Source organism: Legionella hackeliae (assembly GCF_000953655.1).
In the GTDB taxonomy this organism is placed as follows: domain Bacteria; phylum Pseudomonadota; class Gammaproteobacteria; order Legionellales; family Legionellaceae; genus Tatlockia; species Tatlockia hackeliae.
The window spans coordinates 1,202,746-1,225,264 of the sequence record NZ_LN681225.1 but is presented as its reverse complement, the minus strand read 5'-3'; the positions used below and the strand labels follow the sequence as shown (position 1 = coordinate 1,225,264).

Below are 22,519 nucleotides of genomic sequence, written 5' to 3'. Positions count from 1 at the left end.
ATGTTTTATGACTACAGTGCTATTAGAAGAGCCACGTGACGTAAAGCGTAGTTGGGGTTGGTTATTGACTCTTGGTATATTATTTGTCATTCTCGGATGCATCGGTTTAGGAATGGTTGTCGGTTTGACCCTGGCCAGCATGCTTTTTCTGGGTGTATTGTTAATTATCGGTGGCTTTTTGCAAATTGTCGATGTATTTAAAGCTCGCCGCTGGAAAGCCGTTGCCTGGCACGCGTTTATTGCAGTACTTTATCTTATTGGTGGGGCTCTCATCATTTATGATCCCTTTCTTGCATCGGCATTAATCACAGCCTTATTAGCAACAGTACTTATTATCATAGGTTTAAGCCGCTTTTTCATGGCTCTCATGCTAAGAGGTAGTAAAGGCTGGGGATGGTTGTTGCTTGCGGGTATTATTGCCATAGCCCTTGGTGTAATGATTTTAATGCACTGGCCTCTAAGCGGATTGTGGATCATTGGTTTATTCATTGCCGTGGAATTAATTGTCGATGGCTGGACTTATATTTTCATGGCATTAGCGCTTAGAAATGCCTAGGTCTGTTAACAATCCCCCCTAAAGCACCCACGTCCCGCCGTTCATCGACGGCATCCTGGATCCCGCGGACAAGCCGCGGGACGTGGGTTTAAAATTTTGTTGGCTGGCTTATTTTCCTGGCATTAGCACTTGGAAATGCCTGCGTCTGTTAACAATTCACCACAATCCACCCTAAAACACCCACGTCCCGCCATTTATCGACGGCATTCTGGATCCCGCGGACAAGCCGCGGGACGTGGGTTTAAAATTTTGTTGGCTGGCTTATTTTCCTGGCATTAGCACTTGGAAATGCCTGCGTCTGTTAACAATTCACCACAATCCACCCTAAAACACCCACGTCCCGCCATTTATCGACGGCATTCTGGATCCCGCGGACGAGCCGCGGGACGTGGGTTTAAAATTTTGTTGGCTGGCTTATTTTCCTGGCATTAGCACTTGGAAATGCCTGCGTCTGTTAACAATTCACCACAATCCACCCTAAAACACCCACGTCCCGCCATTTATCGACGGCATTCTGGATCCCGCGGACAAGCCGCTGAACGTTGGTTTTAAAATTTTGTTGGCTGGATTATTTTTCTGGCATTAGCACTTGGAAATGCCTGCGTCTGTTAACAATTCACCACAATCCACCCTAAAACACTCACGTCCCGCGGTTTATCAACGGCATCCTGGATCCCACGGACAAGCCGCTGAACGTGGGTTTTAGAATTTTGCTTGCTGGATTATTTTCCTGGCATTAGCACTTGGAAAGCCTGCGTCTGTTAACAATTCACCACAATCCACCCTAAAACACACACGTCCCGCGGTTTATCAACGGCATCCTGGATCCCGCGGACAAGCCGCGGGACGTGGGTTTAAAATTTTGTTGGCTGGCTTATTTTTCTGGCATTTATTGATTTTAACTGAAACAGTAATGGATTAGATATGTTGAAATTTCACTATAAAATCCACATCCGCTAGCACATCGGCGGGATCCAGGGTCCCCCGCCAATGTGCTAGCGGATGTGGATTTTATAGTGAAATTTCAACATATCTAATCCATTACTGTTTCAGTTAAAGGTCGAATTAATATTGACTTTATTGTTAATCTGACAAGCTAAAGTTCCCCCTGTATAATCAAAGAAATTTATATTTTATTCCTCATTTTTATGAAAAAATTTAGCCCTATACAGTTGCAATTAATTAAGCGACTTGCGGACGGTGCCTGTTACAGTGGAAGTGTGCTTGGCGAGCAGCTTGGCGTGTCACGAACTGCTATATGGAAACATATCCGCCAACTTATTGATTTAGGTCTGCCAATACAACGTTTACCACAGCAAGGTTATCAACTGACCGTTCCAATACAATTACTTAATGAAGAAACAATTCAGCAACAGCTTAAGATCAGAGGTTTTAAAAAACCTCTTCATTTTCATTTATTTCCTACGATTGATTCGACCAATCAATTTTTGAAAAATTTACCAAGTAGTTCCCTGTTAGAAATTTGTTGTTCGGAAATGCAAACTCACGGGCGAGGTCGCTTTGGACGTCACTGGGTTTCTCCATTTGGAGAGAATATTTATTGCTCAACTCGTTGGGAACTTAATTGTGATTTATCTCAGCTTTCCGGTTTAAGTTTAGTCGTGGGAATAGCTATTTTATCAAGCTTAAAGGATAGCGGGATTCATGAAGAAATTTTGTTAAAATGGCCAAATGATCTTCTATGGAAAGATAAAAAATTATGCGGAATTTTAATAGAAATTACTGCCGAGACGCATGCAAATTCTCAAGTTATTATTGGTATTGGACTGAATGTAAATACCGCAACAAATTTCCATCCTTTGCCAGAAAAACCTTGGTGTTCCCTGTATGAAATTACAGGTCAATATCATGATCGTAATAGACTTTTAGCCAATTTAATTTATCAATTACATCGCTACGTCGATAAATTTTTACATACAGGCTTTGCTAGTTTTACCGATGAATGGCGAAAAGTTGATTATTTATTCGGAAAGTCGATTACGGTATTACAGCCTACTGGCTCAATCCAGGGAAGTGCTTGTGGGGTTAACAAGCTTGGGCAATTGTGTCTTGTTGATGAGCAAGGAACTATCCATTATTTGTCGTTTGGAGATACATCGTTAAGTGAGATAGAGAGATAAGAGAAAAGGGGTTTTAGAGAGTTTGTCCCGGGTGACCAACTCCTTTTGGATCCGGGACTGGAGGACTGCAATGGAATCTGGTTATACAGCTTCTTCGCTATCGGTCGACTCTTTTTCTTGCTGGATGCGCAAATAAATTTCTTCACGGTGTACAGAAACATCTTTTGGTGCATTGATACCTAAGCGCACTTGATTTCCTTTTACACCTAACACAGTAATATTTACATCGTCGCCGATGATTAAGGTTTCACCAATACGCCGAGTCAAAATTAGCATGACTAAATTCTCCCTTAGATGGCAGCCACCATCTATTCCATGAACCTCCATGGTGCCCTCGGTGACTACAACATGATTAAATTACAAACAATTTTAGGCTGTTCCATCGTAAGTTTATACAATGATTCTTAACAAAATATTAAGAAAAGCCTTAATTTTATTTCTATTTAGAAATAAATTAAATTTTTGTTCTTTTAGACCAACGCACAAGGCAATAATTTTGAGCAAAATTCTCTATTTTTGGCGATTATGAGCCCTAATAAATCACGATGATTAATTTATAGCCTTAGGTTTCTTAGGAATCAATTGAGTCTCAAAAAAACAGCGAGATATTATAATTGAAAAAACAGTAAAAGTGAGACTTTTTTTAATTTTTTTTTATTTAATTCGATAAATGGAATTTCTTGTAGAGGGATGAAGATATAGTCTGTTGAAATTACTGAAAATTCTTATTTCTCATCAAATAAAGGTAATTTTTTATACATTTTGTTAGAGATAATAAATTACAGCTGCTTCCTTTTTATTTAATTAGGTTAATCATTTTTTAAGAAAGAGAACCCTATATTAATTTTTTTATTTATTCGGCGCTTTATTAGTGGTATTTTTATAAAAAAATTTTAACCAAGATCTCGCATGAAGCAATTAACTGAACTCAATTCCTGGATCGAACTAGAAAATCATGTTCACACTCTACGTCTGGCAACTATTCATGAGTTGAATCAATCTGATGCAAGGTCTACGAGTCTTACAGCTTCAACCCAACACATTCAAATTGATTTTAGTAATCAACGCCTAAATTCCACTACCCTGGAATTATTGTTGCAATTGGCTGATGAGTGTCAATTAAAAAGTAAAATTGATGCATTAATCCAGGGCGACGCAGTGAATAACAGCGAAGGCAGACCTGCTCTGCACACGGCTTTGCGTACACCAGACAGCACTCCTATCCTTATTAATAGCAAAGATATTATTCCAGACATCGCTGCAGCACGCGAACAAATCAAAACTATTTCTGACTCTGTTAGAAATGGTGAATGGCTTGGTTTTTCAGGAAAACCCATTACAGATATCGTAAATATTGGAATGGGAGGTTCTGATTTAGGGCCTCGTTTTTCTATACGTGCTTTATCGGATCTTGCTGCAAAGCATTTGCGCTATCACTTTGTTTCAGACGTTGATCCCAATGCTTTAAAATACGTAACTCATAATTTAAAGCCTGAGACAACATTGTTTATCGTCTCATCCAAATCGTTTACTACCAAGGAAACATTACACAATGCCAAAAAGGCATTAAGTTGGCTTAATAATCCCTCTCACATGGATAAACATTTTATAGCAGTCACTGCAAATGTAAGAAAAGCTAAAGAAAATGGATTTAATAATGTGTTACCGATTTGGGAATGGGTAGGCGGTCGCTATTCACTGTGCTCTGCAATTAGCTTAATTACGTCCATTGCAATCGGATATGAGCAGTTTTCACAACTTTTAGCCGGTGCCCACAGTATGGATAACCATTTCCAGAATACGCCTTTTACTAAGAATTTACCGGTACTCTTAGCACTTTTGGGCATCTGGAACAATAATTTTTTACATATTCATAATTTGCTAATCCTGGTTTATGCGCAACAGCTTGAATATTTTGTACCTTATATACAGCAGCTAGATATGGAAAGTAATGGGAAATCCATTGATAAACGGGGCAGAGCAGTTAATCATGCTACCGGCCCCATTGTTTGGGGTGGTTTAGGTAACCAAGCCCAACATAGCTATTATCAGTTACTGTGCCAGGGAACTCATAAAGTTGCTTTAGATTTCGTGACTGTAAAATCATTTGATACTGAATTAATCAATGCTATGGCTGAAGCAAAAAGAAAGATACTGGCTTATGGTGTCCATGAACCAGAAAATCCTAATGGGTATATTCCCGGAAACAAACCCTTAAATCATATCCAATTGGCAGATTGCTCGCCCTTTACATTAGGACAGCTTATTGCTCTTTACGAGCATAAAATTTACACACAAAGTGTCATTTGGGATATTAATGCGTTTGACCAGCCGGGTGTTGAAAGCGCAAAACGGCAAGGATTGCCTTCTGTTGTTCTATGATCAACTCAATTCAATACCTCCGAGCCTTAGCGGCTTGGATGGTTGTGTTGCATCATTTTTTTCAAATTGCCTTTAAATCTGGAACCTCTGATGGGCTCGCTTATTTTTTTTATTATGGTGCTTATGGAGTTGATTTATTTTTTGTAATCAGTGGTTTCGTTATTTATCACTCTATTTCTGGGAAGGTGATTACTTTTAAACAATTCATGCTTCAACGAATAGCCCGTATTATACCTGCCTACTGGTTTTTTACTCTTCTTGTTGCAGTTTTGGTGATTCATTACCAAGGATTAATCCCTTCCACCGCCTTTTCTCCCCTATTTCTTCTAAAAAGCCTTTTCTTTTTACCGGAGAATAATCCCTCAGGCATAGGATTTTATCCTTTGTTAACTGTGGGGTGGACACTCAATTACGAAATGGTTTTCTATTTTATTGTTGCCCTAACGCTTATTTTACCCACAAAATTTCGCCTTGTAGCAACCACACTAGGACTATGTTTATTAATTTTTGCAGGCTCAAAATTAAATAATTTTTCATTTTACTCGAATAAAATGATGCTCGAATTTTTATTTGGAGTAATAGTTAATCTTCTATGGAAAAAAGGACTCATACAAAAAATTCCTGGTTCTGCAGCCATCGCTTTTGTCATATTGGCCTTATTAGTGATTGGATTTGAGAAAGCCGGACATCACTATCTGCGTACTGGTATTCCTTGTGCGCTAATTTTTACAGCAGTTATTTCACAAAATCACAGGTTAAATCATCTATGGATTATCCATTTGGGGAACTGGTCTTATTCGACTTATCTATGCCATGTTTTAATTTTGGCGGCCCTACATTCCTTTGCTACCGCATTTGGGTTTCATTCATTGTTCATTGCATGTTTTGGTTTACCCTGCATCGTGATAGCGTCTTATCTAAGCTATACCTTCATTGAGAAACCAGCGCAACTTTACTTCTACTCTTTTGCAAATCGAAAACACATCCTTACTACCGCAAGAGAGTCTAGGAGTTTAAATACCTCTATCTGATTTTTTTAGCAGGAGCAACTGAGGCCCTCATTTTTATTGTTTTTTTAAAATTTGAAAAACGTAAGTAATAAAATTTTCTCATTAAAAAGGCGAGAATATTTTTCGGATAGCCACATCCCCCTTTCATCATAGCCAATGTTGTAACGAGGCAATTGGTATACAGTTCTTTTCTTAAAGCTGGGTATTTTTCAAAGTACTGAAATAAATCAGTAAAATAGATATTGTAGGCTTTTTGCCTTCCTTTTTTGCTTGCCAGATAAGCACCCCCCATAGGATTACAACGGTATTTCACCAATATTTCATTAATATAGGCCCCTTTTCCTTCAGGAATTAAAGAATCCATTGCAAAAAACCATTCCATAAAATCACGCTTCGGATCCATAACTTTACGGGCCACACGACGGTAAGCATAAGAACTATGAACTGCTACGGTGCCCCATAATGCCAAATCCTTGACAGCAAAAAATAGAATAGGGCTATTGGGAGTAGGAGCACCCGTCTCTGCCTGGTAACTTAAGTCATCCGAAAAATAAAGAGCTCGGTGGAACACTATGTTTATGGTGTTGTCGTCTTTGAACAAATCAAATTGCTTTTGTAATTTACCAGGCAACATAATGTCATCACCATCCAAGTGAAACACAATATCCCCCGTGGCCATTTTATGAGTTTCAATATAATTTCGCCCCGCACCAATGTTTTCTTTGCGCAAAATCGCCGTTATTTTTTCAGGGTATAATGACTGGTAGTGAGCAATGATTTCTTGAGTACCATCCTTGGAACAATCATCAGCGACTAAAATATTAAAATCAAAATCCGTCTTTTGATTTAAAACACTTTCAAGCGCTTCGCTGATATAATCTTTTTGATTGTAACAAGAGACAACAACTGTAGCATTTAGCATAATCTATATTTCCATGACTAACGTGGGGCGTTTACTTCGATAAAAATAGTAAAATACTGCCAATACTATTACACAATACAAAAAGGCAGTACACACATAAGACAGTACGACAGCAGATAAAGAAGCAGAATAATGAAGCTCAACCGAGCATAGCAGAATAAATAAAGCTCCCTGTATGATTTCACCTACGATGTATAGTTTCGTCGCCGCCTTGGCGACAACCACAAACCCCACTACCCATCCAATCACACGGAAAAAATCCCCTAGCATTTGCAGTAAAAACAAGTGGCTCATGCTTAAAAATTTATCGGTATAAACCATCGTTATTACAAAATTTCTACAGAAAAAGAAAAAAAGCATCATTGAAAGGAATAAACTGCCAATGAAAAGAATCATTTTGTTAACTTCACGTACGATACTCGCATTCTCTTGTTTAGGCGAAACAATAGGCACAAAATAAAACGACAGAAAAAGTGAATAAAAACTGAGATATGCCGCTGACAATTTGGTAATTGCCTGCCAAAAACCTGCCGCTTCTATCCCCAGCAAGTAAATAATTTTATTTCTAATAGACATTTCCACAATGGGAAAACAAACGGTGCTAAAAAGTAACATTAAACTAAATTTACTTAGTAAAAGACCATCTTGTTTTATAGAGTCAAATCGTAAATAACGCCAAATGCGTTTTGACAGCGCATAATAAATGGCAGGAATAAAGGGGCAAAGAATCGGTGCTGTTATTGCCACTACCGCTCCCCGAAATCCATAATTCGGTATCATATAGCTTGCGAGGGCAACGGCAAAAAGATTCCCAAGAACTACTAAAACTGCATACGCTGTATTATGACGAAAACCATTTAAAAGACCATAGGCAAAGTTATTCAATGAGATGAATACCTGGGCTATCAAGAAAAAATAAATATAAATACGGTACTCTGAATTTAAAAAAATGTAGGCTGTTAATTGTTTACTTAAAATAAGCCCAATACCTAAGGTCAGTAACGCACAAATGCCAGTATAAAAAAAGGCACTCGTAGCAAAACGTAGTTGTTTATCAGGTGAACCTCTGTACTCTGAAATATATTTAATAATTCCGGCAGTAATACCACCTCCCGCTAGCGTACCCGCAATAGTGACTAAGGTCATAAAGTTGCCCAAGAGCCCCAAACCTTCAGGCCCTTGGGTTAATGCGATTTGTTTAATAATAAATAAATTAACTAATAAACGACTTAAATGAGAGACTGCCGTTAATATTGCAACTTTAAACTGCTGCACTAGAGCTCCCTTAAGCTTGTAATAGCCTTATTAACAACCAACTCAGCCTCTGCATGCGTCAGGTTAAACCAAAGAGGCAAGCGGACAAGCTTCTCGCTTTCTGTGGTTGTAAATTCATCCTTACCTGAGAATCTTCCATATTTTAAACCTGCTGGACTTGAGTGCAGCGGTACGTAATGAAATGGAGTTTGAATATTATGTGCCTTCATTTTATCAATAAATGTGTCACGCATTGTCAGTGAATCAAGCTTGATATAATACATATGTGCGTTATGGACACACTCAGAAGGTACATGTGGTTGATGAATAAGCTCATTTATCGACTCAAGTGCTTCATGGTATTGATGCCATAGTGCCAGGCGCTTTTCATTAATTTGCGAAGCCGCTTCAAGCTGCGCTAAAAGATAGGCTGCCTGAAGTTCACTGGGCAAGAAACTGGAACCAATGTCTCTCCAGGTGTATTTATCCACCTGACCTCGTAAAAATTGGGAGCGATTTGTTCCTTTCTCACGGATTACCTCGGCGCGCTCAACAAAACGCTCATCGTTAATAAGCAGGGCCCCACCCTCTCCGCCTGAGGTATAATTTTTTGTTTCATGAAAACTGTAGCAACCTAAATGACCAATTGAGCCTAACTGTCGTCCTTTATAAGTAGCCATGACACCTTGAGCAGCATCTTCAATAACGTATAGGTTATAGCGGTTAGCTAATGCCATAATGGCATCCATTTCACAAGCAACTCCTGCATAATGCACAGGAACTATGGCTTTTGTTTTTGGGGTAATTGCTGCTTCAATTTTTTTCTCATCGATATTCATCGTGTCTGGTCGAATATCAACAAAAACTATTTTTGCCCCTCGCAGAACAAAGGCATTTGCGGTACTTACGAAGGTATAGCTAGGCATGATAACCTCATCGCCTGGGTGAATATCAATCAATAGTGCCGTCATTTCCAAGGCAGCAGTACAAGAAGGTGTGAGCAAAGCTTTTATGACAGACGAGGGTTGTTCCAACCATGCTTCGCAACGTTTTGAATAATTACCATCGCCACATAACTTGCCATTGGCATTTATGATTTCAGAAATATAACCCAGTTCAGTTCCTAGCACAGGAGGTTTGTTAAAGTTAATCATTTAATAATTTATCCGGTAACCGCTTCAGATTTATTTTTAGAACCATATAGAATGTCATTAATATGATTCTTGCCCAACAACGAGAGTAAGTAATTCCCATAATTGCTTTTATTTAAAGCGCTGCCAATCGCATGGAGTTCACTGTCAGATAACCAACCATTGTTGTAGGCTATTTCTTCTAAACAAGCGATTTTTAATCCCTGGCGATGCTCAATGGTTTGCACAAACATGCTTGCCTCTAAAAGACTCTCATGATTTCCAGTATCCAACCATGCAAATCCACGCCCTAGTAATTCCACATTCAATTGTCCCGCTTCGAGATATGCTTGATTTACACAGGTTATTTCGAGCTCATTTCTGTAAGAAGGTTTAATTTGTTTAGCGATATCAATGACCTGATTATCATAAAAATATAATCCGGTTACAGCAAAATTTGACCGCGGACTATTCGGCTTTTCTTCAATAGAAATGGCGCGTAAATTCTCATCAAACTCAACCACACCAAAACGCTCTGGATCTTTGACCTGATAGCCAAACACCGTCGCCCCAGTAGTTCGATTTGCAACTTCTTTTAATTTTGGTCGAAAGCCTTGACCGTAAAAAATATTATCGCCTAAGACCAGGCAAACGGAATCAATGCCGATGAAAGACTCGCCAATTATAAAAGCTTGCGCTAATCCCTCAGGTTTTTCTTGCACCTCATAGGTTAATCGAATTCCAAACTGTTGCCCATCTCCTAAAAGACGCATAAATGCAGCCTTATCTTCAGGAGTAGTAATCACTAAAATTTCACGAATTCCAGCGAGCATGAGCACAGAAAGAGGATAATAAATCATGGGCTTGTCATAAACTGGCAATAACTGTTTCGAAACCCCTTTTGTGATTGGGTATAATCTACTTCCGGTTCCACCAGCCAAGATAATCCCTTTCATAGACATAGCTCCTTTGAATGGTTAGTAAAATTACGATAGGAGCCGTCTTTGATATTTCGACACCATTGCATATTACCAAGATACCATTCAATTGTTTCTTGCAGTCCCTGCATGAAGTTCTTCGCAGGGATCCATCCTAACTCTTCCTTAATTTTTCGAGCATCAATTGCATAACGATGATCATGCCCAGGCCTATCTTTTACATAAGTGATTAGCTCATGAAATTGTTTAATACCCAGTTGATTTGCAGGAATACTTGTTTGCAAAATATCACAAATCGTTGTTACGACTTCAAGATTTGTTTTTTCATTATTTCCACCAATATTATAGGTTTCCCCTACCCGGCCTTTGGTGAGCACACAATATAATGCACGGACATGATCATCCACATATAACCAATCACGAATTTGACTACCATCACCATAAACAGGTAATCGTTCGCCTGACAGAGCTTTTAATATCATGAGAGGAATTAGTTTTTCTGGAAATTGATAAGGTCCGTAATTGTTAGAACAGTTTGTAATGAGCACTGGCAGTTTATAAGTTCTATGCCAAGCACGTACTAGATGATCAGAACTGGCTTTACTGGCAGAATAAGGAGAGCTAGGTGAGTAAGGAGTCTCCTCAGTAAAAAAATCATCTGTATATCCTAAATCTCCATAGACCTCATCTGTAGAAATATGATGAAATCGAAATGTTTGTTGCTCAGATACTGGGAGCTTCGCCCAATATGCCCTTGCAACCTCTAGCAGGGAATAGGTACCAACAATATTGGTTTGAATAAAATCAGCTGCAGAATCAATCGAACGATCAACATGACTCTCAGCCGCCAAGTGCATAATAGCATCTGGCTGAAATTTATTAACGAGGTGGTGAATAGCATGGATATTACAAATATCAGCCTGTGCAAAGCTGTAACGAGGATGATTACTTACTGTTTGTAGCGACTCTAAATTACCCGCATAAGTGAGCTTATCGATGTTGAGTACAACATGCTCAGTATTAGTAATAAGGTAGCGAATTAACGCAGATCCTATGAAACCGGCACCACCGGTAATTAGAATTTTCATACAGGAAAACCAATAATTTTCTTGAATTATAACTTAAATTGCCTTTAAACTAACTATTTATTTTTACGCAGGCATGCGAACAAAGCTACTGAGAATGGCATTCTTCTCAACCCTTGCCAGGTTCTAAACCAAGTGTACCCTCAAAAACGAAGTATTTACATCCACAAAAAAGAAAAACAGCCACAGGTGCAATTGCAAAAAGTTGAACAAACTGATAAGGATAATCTAGTTTATCCACAAACCCCCATAATAATAGCAAGTTAACTAGATACGCTGAAACATAAACGATTATAAAGCGAATGATTGTTTCTGGTAAATTTAATTTAGCAGAAAATACCCATCGGTAATTACTCCAAAAACTGCAAATAATTGCAGGAATATACCAAATAGTGACTGCATTCTTTGGTGCGATGCCCAGAGAAGTGAGAAAGAGAAAAACCACATAACCTAGCAAATTATTCACTACACTAAAAAAACTTGAACGAATAAACTGCAATAATATAAAAAACTTTAGCATATATTACTCTGATGACATGGTCTTCAGCCCTAACATTTTACTCAATTGAGATTCAGACTCCTGATCAGACAGGGACTCATAAATGTGCCTAATAATTGTGTAAGGCCGTTGCTTAATTTCAGAAAAAATTTTAGAAAGGTAAATTCCTATAACTCCAATAAAAGACACTATAAGCCCACCCAATAACCAAATCGAAGCCATCAATGAAGTCCAACCGGTTAAAACTTGATGGAAACAAAAGCGATTGATTATTAAAAAAATAGTGTACCCACCTGAAAATAATAAAATTAGAATCCCTATATAAAAAATACTAACTAAAGGGGTGTTACTAAATGAAGTAATGGAGTTGACTAACAAAGACAGCTTATGCCGAAATGTATAAGATGAGTCCCCTCTGCTATGCTTTTTTACAATATAGGGATATTGCCTAAATCCAGTTATATACCATAGCCCGGCAATAAACACCTCCCGCTCTTGGTGTTTAACCAAAGCTCGCACATAACGATGGGTCATCAAACGGGCAACCGTATTATTGCTTGGCATATCCAACTTGGTTAACAAACGAAAAAGTTTATAAAAAATCTCTCCACTAAAGCGCTCGAATAGTTTCCCCTTCCTTTTTTCCTGGACTCCATATACGACGTCGCATTGCCCTTCTTGCATTTGTTTATTAAAATCCAACAGCCACTCAGGTTCTTCTTCGAGATCACTATCAATGAGATAGACTTTTTCACCCTTCGCATACGCTAAACCTGTCATCATCGCTTTATGGTGGCCAAAATTACGTGAAAGCTCAATGACTATAATTCGGGGATTTTTTTTCGCGAATTCTATCGCTATTTCAAGACTTCTATCTGGAGAACCATCATTAACCAATATAATTTCGTAATTGTTGCCAACCAGTTTACGAGCCGTGTCTGCTGCTCGTCGACAAAACTCCTCAACATAAGACTCTGATTTAAAAAGTGTGGTAACAATAGAAAGTTTCATGAGGCAATAAATCTCCTTTTCATCTGGCTTAAATGGTCCCTACAAATTGAACAAGCCACAGATAATAACTGTAGGTTATTAATAGCTTATCATCTGATAAAGGAGCATATTTTTAGATATCCCAATTTAGCCGTATTACATGGAAATTAACACAAGGGACAAAATTATAAAATCCCTATAACTTTAAAATAACTAAATATAAATTTCTCCTAAAATATGGATTGCAATTATATTGATTTTATTTTTTTTTTAAATTATAAAAATGAAAATTTCTACAAAAATACAAGCCTTGTCCAATGCAAAAACATTCCTCAACAACCTATGCGAAAAACCTTAATTTAAGAACTGAGTTAGAATTATTCATTCAAACAATACCAATAGAATTAATTATAGATAAAACGACCTCGACTACTCAATTCACTCCTGAACAAATCAAAAGCCTCCTCAATACCTACATCAATGAAACTAGAGTTTCGTTTTCATTAATTGAAAAGTATCTGGCAAAAGAATTAAATTTGTTGGAAGTCGGTGCGGGCCTTTGCCTTTTAAGTATATTCTTGAAGCAGCAAGGGTTTAAGATCACAGCACTTGAGCCCTCACTGGGCGGGTTCGAACTATTTAGCGAAGTTAAACCTATTATTCTGGATTGTTATTCTGACGTGAATTTGCCAGTTCTTGAAATCACTGCCGAATCACTAAATTCAATCAACGAGAAATATGACGTAATTTTTAGCAATAATGTAATCGAGCATATTCCAAATCTATCGTCTGCATTAGACTCTATGTTAAGTGTGTTAACTCCAACCGGAAAAATGATTCATAGTTGTCCAAATTATCTAGTTCCCTATGAACCTCATTTTCAAATTTTTGTCATTAAGCCATTGAAAAATATAAGCGAATATTTATTCAAATCGAAGATAAATTCATTACAAAATATCTGGGATTCTTTAAATTTTGTTACTTATACAGGAATTAAAGCTTATGCCAGAAAAAGAAAGTTGAGGTATAACTTCAGAAAAGGACTCTTGTATGAAGCACTGATGCGAATGAGGGATGATACAGAATTTCGACAACGTCATTTTCACATTATGATAATCTATTCATTCTTAAAATATACTGGCTTAATTAGATTGTTTAAACATTTACCAGCCTGTCTTTCAACACCAATGATTTTTGAGATAACGAAGCATTAAATCAGTTTTTTAGTTTTACTACCCACTAACAGCATAATCCTTTGATAAATTCGATTATCAAAGGAACATCTAATAATTTTAATCCAGCCAGCAGTGTAAAGTTACATAAGATGCCGAGTTGTAGAAACCTAAACTGGTAAAAACCCTTCCAACAGAATAATTGGTAGTTAGGGCATTATGTTCAATCCAGTCCAAATTTAATTCTCGCCCCCAAAAGAGTCCTTCCTTCGTTAAAAATTTAAATATTCCCTGATTACGGAAGTTGGATGAAACTGCCCCTATTCCGCCTTTAGCGAATTTTTTCTCGGCTTGAGATACAATCTTATAGGAAAGAAAACCTGCAACTTCATGGCCAGATACAGCTACGATAAATCGATCAGCAAAATCAGGATTATTAAAACTATTTACTGCCCAATCCTCATAAATCTGGTTAACTTTTTCTTCGTCAAGTTTTTGATTGTTAGCATAGTGTCCGTATTGGCTGAAAGAATCGCTCGCCAAACGACCAATTTGAGGCAGATCTAATTCTTGTGCTTCACGTAACTTTAAATTAGAAGGTAATTCAAGGGAGGTAGACGCCATGCGATTCAAATCAAATCGATAGGTCAGTTGTGTATCTTTTAGCTGAAATCCTAAACCCTCCAGTTCATTGATCAGTTCTACATCTTCAGTAGCAAGACGCGTGATAACCAACTTTACATTCTCAGTACGAAGCTGCTTCAGTAATTCTTGAGGCGGTAAATCCCAATTATTAACTTTTGCCACGTTGAAACCAAATCGATTTGTATCAATCTCGCTGAGAAATTTGTTCATCATGATTTCCCCTATATTTTGAGAGTTTGGAGTTTTAGCTCTCTACTGACAATACAGTTACAGATAACGATTAAGATCGATGTTTCTGTAAAAAAGGACATGATTATAAGGAATCTTACAAAAATTGTCTAAGTGATAATCATAATCTGGCATCAGCAGTTGATATTGAGACAGTGTCCTAACAAAAGCCCCTCTATCTTTAGACACCATAAATTTAGCAATTCTATGTTGCCTATCGAGCAAAACAGGATCAATGGTGAGAATAATTGCATTTTTATGATGATTTATAATGTTATCTTGAATTTTTTTTATGTCTTCATCTGCTAAATGATGAATTAATCCAATGCCAACAATAATATCCAAACTATTGGGAAGTTGATCAAATTTCGAAGAGCAGAAATCCAGACTAATGAATTCACCCTTAGTGCCATACAGATTTTTGGCATGGGCAAGATATTCTTCAGAATAATCAACGCCATAATAGTTGGAATATGAAGAAATCCAATGGCATAAGTTACCTTCACCACATCCTAAATCAAGTAATGTAGGTTTTCTTCCGCGTAATATTAAAAAATCCTGGCATATTTTTTCTAAAATTTGATAAATTTTAGGTTGCTTGCCGCCAACGAATCGTTGAAAAGTTCTATAAATTACAGGATTAGCTAATATCTTATATGCGATGTTTGTTTTTTCCATAACAATCCCTACAGTACGCCCCTTAATGCACCTTGAACCCTATTAGTGGTGGTTGCCCGCTAGCAACTTTTCATATTCACTGATTACAAAGGTATCAAATTTTCTACTATCAAATTCATTGAGGGCGCGCATTTTGGCGTTTTGACCCAGCTTAAGCCTTAATTGAGGATCTTCAATTAATTGATTTAGTGCAATAGTCAAGTCCTTTATGTTTCTAGGTTCTACTAAAAGTCCTGTTTGTTTATCCACAACTGCATCAGTTAGACCATAAATTTTTGTACCTACTGTTGGAACTCCCATAGCCGCAGCCTCAATTACTACGGTTCCAAACCCTTCCCGGTAACTTGGTAGACACAAGATATCGGCTATAGCAATAAATTTTTCCGGCTCAACAGAAAAACCAGAAAAAATGACCTTATCACCACATTTTTCATTTGAATAAATTTTAATCTCTTGCTCTATATTTTGCTCAAACGGCCCTACAACTAAAAGTATTATATCAATATGACACTTAAGCAATTCTGCGAAGGCATCTATTAATTCAAAGATACCTTTCTCTTTGGTTACTCTTCCTACAAATAATAAAACTAACTGGTCCTTGGAAATATTTAGGGACTCACGAATTGTTGTCTTTTCAATATCTGTGAAATTTTCTTGATTAAATCGAGTGATATCTACACCGGCTAAGGAACCCGATCCTAAAATTGAAATTTTATTTTCTTTAATAATTTTGCTGTTTATTAGAAAATCACGTTGACTAGGACTGTCTGCGTAACAACTGGTATTTAAATGGCCGATTAACTTATCACAAAATTTTAAAATAAGCCTTTTTACCCCTCCAATTGTGGCCCATGTTTGACCAGTAAATGTATGAATTCGAATTGGAATGCCAGCAAGCTTTCCGGCAATTGCACACAGAAGTCCTGCTTTGGGTGTATTTGAGTGAACAATATCAAAGCGTTCAGCTCGAAAAAGCTTGATTAATCGTATAAGTGAAACTACATCAGCGAATAAACTAATTTCTCTCGCAATAGGCACTGCTTTGAAATCGCAATTCTCGATGGGCTTAAAACTTTTAGGGTCCTCATCTGGGCTTGTAATCACAGTAACGGCAGCACCACTGTCCCGTATTGCCTCAACTTGGGTACGCAGCAACGTAAATATGAATAGCGGAACAGTAGACACTCTAGCGATCCTAGTTAAATGAATTTTTTTAGTCATTTATTTTGATAATACTCCAGTCAAACTTACGATTTTTCCTAAGTGGAATTAGCCCAGCCTCAAAATTCCCTGTGCAACCATGTATATTACAATTGCTGACGCCAAAAATACTAGATAGGTTATCTTTATAGCAAGTGAGGATTTGCTTACTTCAAATTGCAGAAAAACAGCACTTAATATGGAAAGATATACCCAAGCAGGTAATAAATACCGATCCGCATAACCTGCAAACCCTAAAAAGAAAAAAGGTATGGTTAATATCCAATATATTTTAAGAAGCTGGTTATATTTTCTACGGTTATTGGCATTTAACAAATATTTGCCAATAATAAAAAATAGAAGTCCACAAAATAAGGTAAATAGCGTGAAATCTAATCTATTTCCAGACGCATAACCCGAGTTAAGCCCGTAAGAAGCGATTTTCTCATAAATATTTATAGAGGTCATTTGAGAAAAAATAAAAATACTCTTTTTTATTAAACCTGTCACATAAAGAAACGCCAAAACTAGCACTAAGCTAAAAACAAAGCGATAGGAAAAAAAAATTAAAAAAGAAACTAACAAATAAACCACAGACGTTTGATGAAAACCGACAGCGAACAAAGCGCTTAGCATTAACAATAATATATGGGCTCGATTGATTAACAAAAAATAAAATAAAAATAAAGCTAAGATTGCGATGCCATGCCGGATTACATTGATTTCTATCGCATAAAAAAATACCGAAAGGCTAAAACAAATAATAAGTAATAAAAAAACCAGATTGCTATCGTAAGAAACCTCTAAATACTCAGTTATTTTTCTCGCAGAGAGATTAATAAGAATAAAACCTGTTAATGCGATAAAGGAAAAAAAATAGCCAATAGGAATATAGGACAGCGAAAAAATTTTTGCTAAAATAAAAAAGAGATATTCATAGAAATGATGAACCATTCCCCATCGCAAATTTTCATAATATAGACTGTAGGATTGCGTATCACTACCTACATTCATTGGCCTAAAACCAATAGCAAGAGCTAAAAGTATTAATACAGGCCATATATATAATGCAATTTGCAAATTGCTGTATTTTATTCTCATATGAATGAGTTACCAGCTAAGTTAATTTCAGTGTCAACCAAGTTTTTAGCGAATCCGCTTTATTCTCTCGGACTATTTAGTACCAAATTATAATTTCTAAACAACACAAATGCACATCCGATTAAAAAACCTATAAGCACAGATAAAATAAGAAGAATTTCTCGTTTGTGACTGATAGAATTATCAGATACAACAATATCTCCATCGAGTCTTGCAAGTAGTATATTTTTCATATTAGGTTTTATAGTAGTTAAGCTTTCATACTCAAATTCAAGTTTACGCAAGCGAGGGGAAAACGGCTCGTCACTTGAGCGCTTCTCCAAACTATTTATCTCCTCTTCGAGGGACTTACTTCCTCTGGTATAACTTGGATTACTAATATCTGCATCCGATAATGTGTTAATTGCTGGTTTTTCGGCATTTAAGCTTTTTGCAATTTTTAAAGCCTCTTTGAGTCTTACTATTTGATCTTCCCGCTCTTCTCTAGCATGTTGTTTAGCCAAAGCGATTTCACGTTGATAATAGGTTTGGTAGCTTTTTAATTCTTGGTTAATTGAGGCTGCGACCTTAGCTCGAGCTTCATTTTGTAGAGTTTCAGAGAACTCTTTAGCATAGCGAAGCGCATCATTACGATTCGTTGCTTTGACTACTACCCCAAAGCGTCCAGCAGACTCTAGCGTAGCTGTAATCGAAACCAGTGATTCATTATTATTCGTTTGAAATCGTTTTAAAAAAGACTGTTTGATGGAGTCAGCTAAAATGATTCCTTTAAATATATTGTAGGCATCCGTAATATTAAGTGGTTTTATCGCAGTGGTTTCAGTCTTCCCTAACGCTAACTCAGCCAAGTCGCTAGTTATGGGAGGGATAAATATTCCTTTGGCTTCATAAATGGGCTTAATAGAATGGGTCAACACAACACCAACCAACGTACAAATTATAGTAATCCCTATGATGAACCATTTTTTGACCCAAAATAATTTAAATAATGCAATGAGCTCTATCTCGGGATCGTAAGTAGCAATTGACTGTTTTTTCACAAAAGCTCCTCTATGCTGCAAATTAATAATGTGAGTGACTATTACTTGGTTGCCTCATTCATTACTCTTTCTAATACTGAACAAGTTTTATCGATTTCCTCTTTTGTTAAACTCGGATGCACCAAAAACATCAGACTTGTATCACCTAATTGACGTGCAACAGGTAATCTTTCTTTAGGACGATAAGCCGTATTTTCAAACGCTTTTTCTAAATAAACTTCTGAGCATGAACCGTAATAACAAGGCACTCCAAGGCTATTAATAGTGTCAATAATACGCGAACGGCTCCACTCTGGTTTTAACCATTCTTGCTGGACGAACAAATAACATTTATAAGCTGCATGCTCTATGTGGTCAGGAATTACTGGAACACGCAAAGCCTTTAGATCTGCGGCTACTTGCCAAATTTTCTGGGCATTTTCTAGGCGCTTTTGATGCCAAACAGGCATTTTTTTCAATTGAAATCGACCTAAAACAGCTTGCAATTCAAGCATTCTGCCATTGGTACCAAAACTATGATGTAACCAGCGAAACTCTGATTTATGGCTGATCTTAAGAATCTCATGTTCCGTGTTCTGATTGGTCTTAAACACCTCATCCCATGATTTCCCGTGATCTTTGTAGGACCACATTCTTGACCATAATTGACGATCGTTGGTAGTTATCATTCCACCTTCACCACCCGTCGTCATAATTTTATCCTGGCAAAATGACCAAGCTGCAATGTGACCAAGAGATCCCACAGAGCGACCTTTATATTTTGCACCATGTGCTTGGGCACAATCTTCAATAACCAATAAATTAAATTCATTGGCTAATGCCATAATTGGGTCCATGTCACAGGGCCATCCTGCCAAATGAACACAAACGATAGCTTTAGTATGGGGAGTTATAACCGCTCGGATTGTTTCAGCTGTGATATTTTGGCTATCCTCATCCACATCAGCAAATACAGGAATAGCCCCTGCCATAACAATAGCCGAAGCCGATGCTATGAAGGTACGCGAGGTTACAATGACTTCGTCACCAGGCTGAAGATCAATTGCATTTAATGCAGCATCCAATGCAATAGTTCCGTTTGATACAGCAATGGCATACTCGACTCCAATCCAGAGCGCAAACTCTCTTTCAAAATCCTGGCATTCACTACCTGTCCAATAATTCACTTTATTTGAAAGGAGCACTTGGCGTAGTAGCTGGGCTTCCTCTTCTGAATAATTTGGCCATGGAGAAAAAGCTGTATTTAACACATTACCTCGCCTTATTTTCAATAATTTCTGCAGGAACCCCAACAGCCATACAGTGGTCGGGAATATTTTTTACTACTACCGCACCAGCTCCAACAGTCACATTAGCGCCAATTACAATTTGTTGGCGGATAGAGGAACCAATGCCAATCCAAGTTAAATCACCTATATGAACTCCCCCAGCCAGATTTGCACCTGGGGAAATATGAATTGCCTTTCCTAAATTACAATCATGATCCACTGTAGCGCTGGTATTTATAATTGAGCCAATGCCAATTTTACTATCCGGATTGATTACAGCGCCTGCGAAAATGGCAGTACCTGATTCTACAGTAGCAAAACGACTAATAATTGCAGAAGGGTGGATAATCGATACCAAGGGCGTATGACTTTTTGTTAATACCCTTTCAATCATTGCAAGTCGTTTGGAATTATCGCCGATGGCAATTATAACTCCATCAAAGCACGATACTCCAGTAAAGAATGCATCGATTGATCCAGCAACCTTCCAAACACTAACTTGCTCTAAAGACGGCCAGCGATCATCAAAAAAGCTAATCTCCGTCCATCCTGAACAAAGTGCAGCATCCGCGACGACTTTGCCATGACCACCAGCACCAAGAATAGCAAGGGATTTCATGATTTATCCCCTTTAAATTTCTCTGCAGTGGGGCTTCCCTGGCTCGTAATTCCATCGCGAATAAGAACTTTTTTGATGGTTAATAGTAATATTTTCAGATCCAGTAAAAACGATTGATTATCAACATACCAGACATCTAACTGAAATTTATCGTCCCAATTTAGAGCATTGCGTCCATTAACTTGCGCCCACCCTGTGATACCCGGCTTAACATGATGTCGTCTTATTTGCTCTGAATTATACAAGGGAAGATACTCTATCAATAGAGGTCTCGGACCAACAAGACTCATCTCTCCCTTTAGAACATTCCATAATTCTGGAAGCTCATCCAAGCTGGTTGATCTTAAAAACTTTCCTAAAGCAGTCATTCTTTGCGCATCAGGTAGGGGCACACCTTGTTCATCCACCCTATTTAGCATGGTTCTAAATTTTATCATTTTAAAAATCTTACCTTGCAAACCTGGACGCTCCTGACAAAATAAGACAGGACCTCCTAAGTAACAACGGATAAGAACACTAATTATTACTATCAGCGGCGATAGAATGATCAATAATAGGGATGAAACTACAATATCAAAAAAACGTTTAATCAAAAGTTAACTCTCTTTTCCAGCATTAAACCTAATCGCTAAAATAGCTAACGGTACATAAGCAAGTACTAATCCTAAAATGCCACTCACAATACCAAAACTCACTGTTACCGCTATAGGTAGTAACCAAAGAACATTGATCAATAATGTGCCTACGGTAACAGGAAGGTGGCTATTATAGCGCCTAGAAATATTTTGGTAAGCATGACTGCGGTGTGCTTGCAACAAAACCTCTTTATTTAAAGCTCGACGAAATAACGTAATTGTGGCATCAACAATGAATACGCCCAATAGGATTAACCAACTCCAAAAGAAATTGGAATCAATTTTTCCACCCTCAATAGACAATACTCCTAACGTAATTCCTAAAAATCCGCTTCCCGCATCTCCCATAAAAATTCGTGCGGGAGGGAAATTCCAGCATAAAAATCCACCAACTGCAACTGCAAGAACAAGCGGCGCGAACATGGCTCCTGTATTACCATGCAAATAATAAAGCAGTGCGCTACCCAAACAAACAGAAATTGCTTCAATAGCGGCAATACCATCAATTCCATCCATGAAGTTATATAAATTGAGTAGCCATACCAAATAAATCACCGCTAAAACATTTAACAGAGAGCCTGACGGTAAGGTCCAATGATAGATAGTAAACTGAGACATCCCACCCAGCATATACAAAGCAAACATGCTGGCCAAAAAGTGGCCTAATAATCGCCATTTTGCAGCCACACTTTTGTGATCATCCATAAAACCTATAAATGCCACAAAAAAGCCAGCCCCCATTAATGCAGCAAATAATTCAATCGTAATTGATTGAATATAAAAAAGAAACGATAAGCCTGCGATAAAGCAAAAGACAAATGACAGCCCCCCTCCTCGTGGCGTCGGTAAGGCATGAGAGCTACGGTGGTTGGGTATATCTAAAAGACTTGTAGCCAAGGCATAACGTCGCAATAATCCAGTTAGAGAATAACCCACACTAAAAATAGCTATTAAAAAACAAAGCCAAACCATTACTCCTCCCTATTTTAATGGAATAACTCAACCTCAAAATTAATTCTTCAATGA

General features: G+C 37.6%; 22 protein-coding genes. 5 read left to right on the top strand and 17 right to left on the bottom strand.

The window, feature by feature from the left end:
• Positions 1 to 7: 7 nt before the first annotated feature.
• Both LHA_RS05595 and LHA_RS05590 read left to right on the top strand, forming a co-directional pair.
• Positions 8 to 556, top strand: a complete 549-nt coding sequence (locus tag LHA_RS05595; protein ID WP_045105670.1) for an HdeD family acid-resistance protein — start codon at positions 8 to 10, stop codon at positions 554 to 556.
• Positions 557 to 1,704: 1,148 nt separating this feature from the next.
• Positions 1,705 to 2,697 (top strand): biotin--[acetyl-CoA-carboxylase] ligase, encoded by a 993-nt coding sequence (locus tag LHA_RS05590; protein WP_045105669.1) that lies wholly within the window; start codon positions 1,705 to 1,707, stop codon positions 2,695 to 2,697.
• A gap of 81 nt (positions 2,698 to 2,778) precedes the next feature.
• On the opposite strand, the gene csrA is transcribed toward LHA_RS05590, so the two are convergent.
• Entirely contained in the window at positions 2,779 to 2,973 is a 195-nt protein-coding gene (gene csrA / locus LHA_RS05585) for a carbon storage regulator CsrA (protein WP_045105668.1), read from the bottom strand.
• A gap of 633 nt (positions 2,974 to 3,606) precedes the next feature.
• Here csrA and pgi point away from each other — a divergent pair.
• A complete protein-coding gene (gene pgi / locus LHA_RS05580; protein ID WP_045105667.1) occupies positions 3,607 to 5,079 on the top strand; it encodes a glucose-6-phosphate isomerase in 1,473 nt (490 codons plus the stop codon).
• Positions 5,076 to 6,110, top strand: coding sequence for an acyltransferase family protein (locus LHA_RS05575; protein ID WP_052673600.1), 1,035 nt, complete (start codon positions 5,076 to 5,078; stop codon positions 6,108 to 6,110). The genes pgi and LHA_RS05575 overlap by 4 nt, the downstream gene beginning before the upstream one ends.
• Here the strand turns inward: LHA_RS05575 and LHA_RS05570 are convergent.
• From LHA_RS05570 to LHA_RS05540, 7 genes are all read right to left on the bottom strand, one after another.
• Positions 6,103 to 7,011, bottom strand: coding sequence for a glycosyltransferase (locus LHA_RS05570; RefSeq protein WP_045105666.1), 909 nt, complete (start codon positions 7,009 to 7,011; stop codon positions 6,103 to 6,105). The genes LHA_RS05575 and LHA_RS05570 overlap by 8 nt on opposite strands.
• A 3-nt stretch (positions 7,012 to 7,014) precedes the next feature.
• The gene (locus LHA_RS05565; protein WP_045105665.1) at positions 7,015 to 8,286 is read right to left on the bottom strand and encodes an O-antigen translocase; all 1,272 of its coding nucleotides are present in this window, start codon (positions 8,284 to 8,286) and stop codon (positions 7,015 to 7,017) included.
• A complete protein-coding gene (gene rffA, locus LHA_RS05560; protein WP_045105664.1) occupies positions 8,286 to 9,419 on the bottom strand; it encodes a dTDP-4-amino-4,6-dideoxygalactose transaminase in 1,134 nt (377 codons plus the stop codon). Before rffA ends, LHA_RS05565 begins: the two co-directional genes overlap by 1 nt.
• Before the next feature lie 8 nt (positions 9,420 to 9,427).
• Entirely contained in the window at positions 9,428 to 10,351 is a 924-nt protein-coding gene (gene rfbA, locus LHA_RS05555; RefSeq protein ID WP_045105663.1) for a glucose-1-phosphate thymidylyltransferase RfbA, read from the bottom strand.
• Complete coding sequence (gene rfbB / locus LHA_RS05550; RefSeq protein WP_045105662.1) at positions 10,348 to 11,421, bottom strand: dTDP-glucose 4,6-dehydratase; 1,074 nt, start codon at positions 11,419 to 11,421, stop codon at positions 10,348 to 10,350. Before rfbB ends, rfbA begins: the two co-directional genes overlap by 4 nt.
• Positions 11,422 to 11,527: 106 nt before the next feature.
• On the bottom strand, positions 11,528 to 11,938 hold the full coding sequence (locus LHA_RS05545; protein ID WP_045105661.1) for a GtrA family protein: 411 nt from the start codon (positions 11,936 to 11,938) through the stop codon (positions 11,528 to 11,530).
• 3 nt (positions 11,939 to 11,941) lie between these two features.
• Positions 11,942 to 12,928: a glycosyltransferase family 2 protein gene (locus LHA_RS05540; RefSeq protein ID WP_045105660.1), complete on the bottom strand. Its 987-nt coding sequence runs from the start codon at positions 12,926 to 12,928 to the stop codon at positions 11,942 to 11,944.
• A gap of 296 nt (positions 12,929 to 13,224) precedes the next feature.
• Between LHA_RS05540 and LHA_RS05535 the strand changes: the two genes are divergently transcribed.
• On the top strand, positions 13,225 to 14,121 hold the full coding sequence (locus tag LHA_RS05535; RefSeq protein WP_052673599.1) for a class I SAM-dependent methyltransferase: 897 nt from the start codon (positions 13,225 to 13,227) through the stop codon (positions 14,119 to 14,121).
• 78 nt (positions 14,122 to 14,199) lie between these two features.
• On the opposite strand, the gene LHA_RS05530 is transcribed toward LHA_RS05535, so the two are convergent.
• The 9 genes from LHA_RS05530 to LHA_RS05490 are packed head-to-tail and all read right to left on the bottom strand — an operon-like array spanning position 14,200 to position 22,465.
• Positions 14,200 to 14,937, bottom strand: a complete 738-nt coding sequence (locus tag LHA_RS05530) for a GNAT family N-acetyltransferase (protein WP_045105659.1) — start codon at positions 14,935 to 14,937, stop codon at positions 14,200 to 14,202.
• A gap of 54 nt (positions 14,938 to 14,991) precedes the next feature.
• Positions 14,992 to 15,630: a class I SAM-dependent methyltransferase gene (locus LHA_RS05525; protein WP_045105658.1), complete on the bottom strand. Its 639-nt coding sequence runs from the start codon at positions 15,628 to 15,630 to the stop codon at positions 14,992 to 14,994.
• A gap of 42 nt (positions 15,631 to 15,672) precedes the next feature.
• Positions 15,673 to 16,851, bottom strand: a complete 1,179-nt coding sequence (locus LHA_RS05520) for a glycosyltransferase family 4 protein (protein ID WP_045105657.1) — start codon at positions 16,849 to 16,851, stop codon at positions 15,673 to 15,675.
• A 48-nt stretch (positions 16,852 to 16,899) separates the two neighbouring features.
• Positions 16,900 to 17,931 carry an EpsG family protein gene (locus tag LHA_RS05515; RefSeq protein WP_045105656.1) on the bottom strand — a complete coding sequence of 344 codons (1,032 nt, stop codon included), beginning with the start codon at positions 17,929 to 17,931 and terminating at the stop codon, positions 16,900 to 16,902.
• Between the two features lie 59 nt (positions 17,932 to 17,990).
• Positions 17,991 to 18,971 carry a Wzz/FepE/Etk N-terminal domain-containing protein gene (locus LHA_RS05510; protein WP_045105655.1) on the bottom strand — a complete coding sequence of 327 codons (981 nt, stop codon included), beginning with the start codon at positions 18,969 to 18,971 and terminating at the stop codon, positions 17,991 to 17,993.
• A gap of 41 nt (positions 18,972 to 19,012) precedes the next feature.
• On the bottom strand, positions 19,013 to 20,221 hold the full coding sequence (locus LHA_RS05505) for a DegT/DnrJ/EryC1/StrS family aminotransferase (RefSeq protein ID WP_045105654.1): 1,209 nt from the start codon (positions 20,219 to 20,221) through the stop codon (positions 19,013 to 19,015).
• 1 nt (position 20,222) lies between these two features.
• Positions 20,223 to 20,858 (bottom strand): acetyltransferase, encoded by a 636-nt coding sequence (locus LHA_RS05500; protein ID WP_045105653.1) that lies wholly within the window; start codon positions 20,856 to 20,858, stop codon positions 20,223 to 20,225.
• On the bottom strand, positions 20,855 to 21,451 hold the full coding sequence (locus LHA_RS05495) for a sugar transferase (RefSeq protein ID WP_045105652.1): 597 nt from the start codon (positions 21,449 to 21,451) through the stop codon (positions 20,855 to 20,857). The genes LHA_RS05500 and LHA_RS05495 overlap by 4 nt, the downstream gene beginning before the upstream one ends.
• A gap of 3 nt (positions 21,452 to 21,454) precedes the next feature.
• Positions 21,455 to 22,465: an MraY family glycosyltransferase gene (locus LHA_RS05490; RefSeq protein ID WP_045105651.1), complete on the bottom strand. Its 1,011-nt coding sequence runs from the start codon at positions 22,463 to 22,465 to the stop codon at positions 21,455 to 21,457.
• Positions 22,466 to 22,519 lie beyond the last annotated feature (54 nt).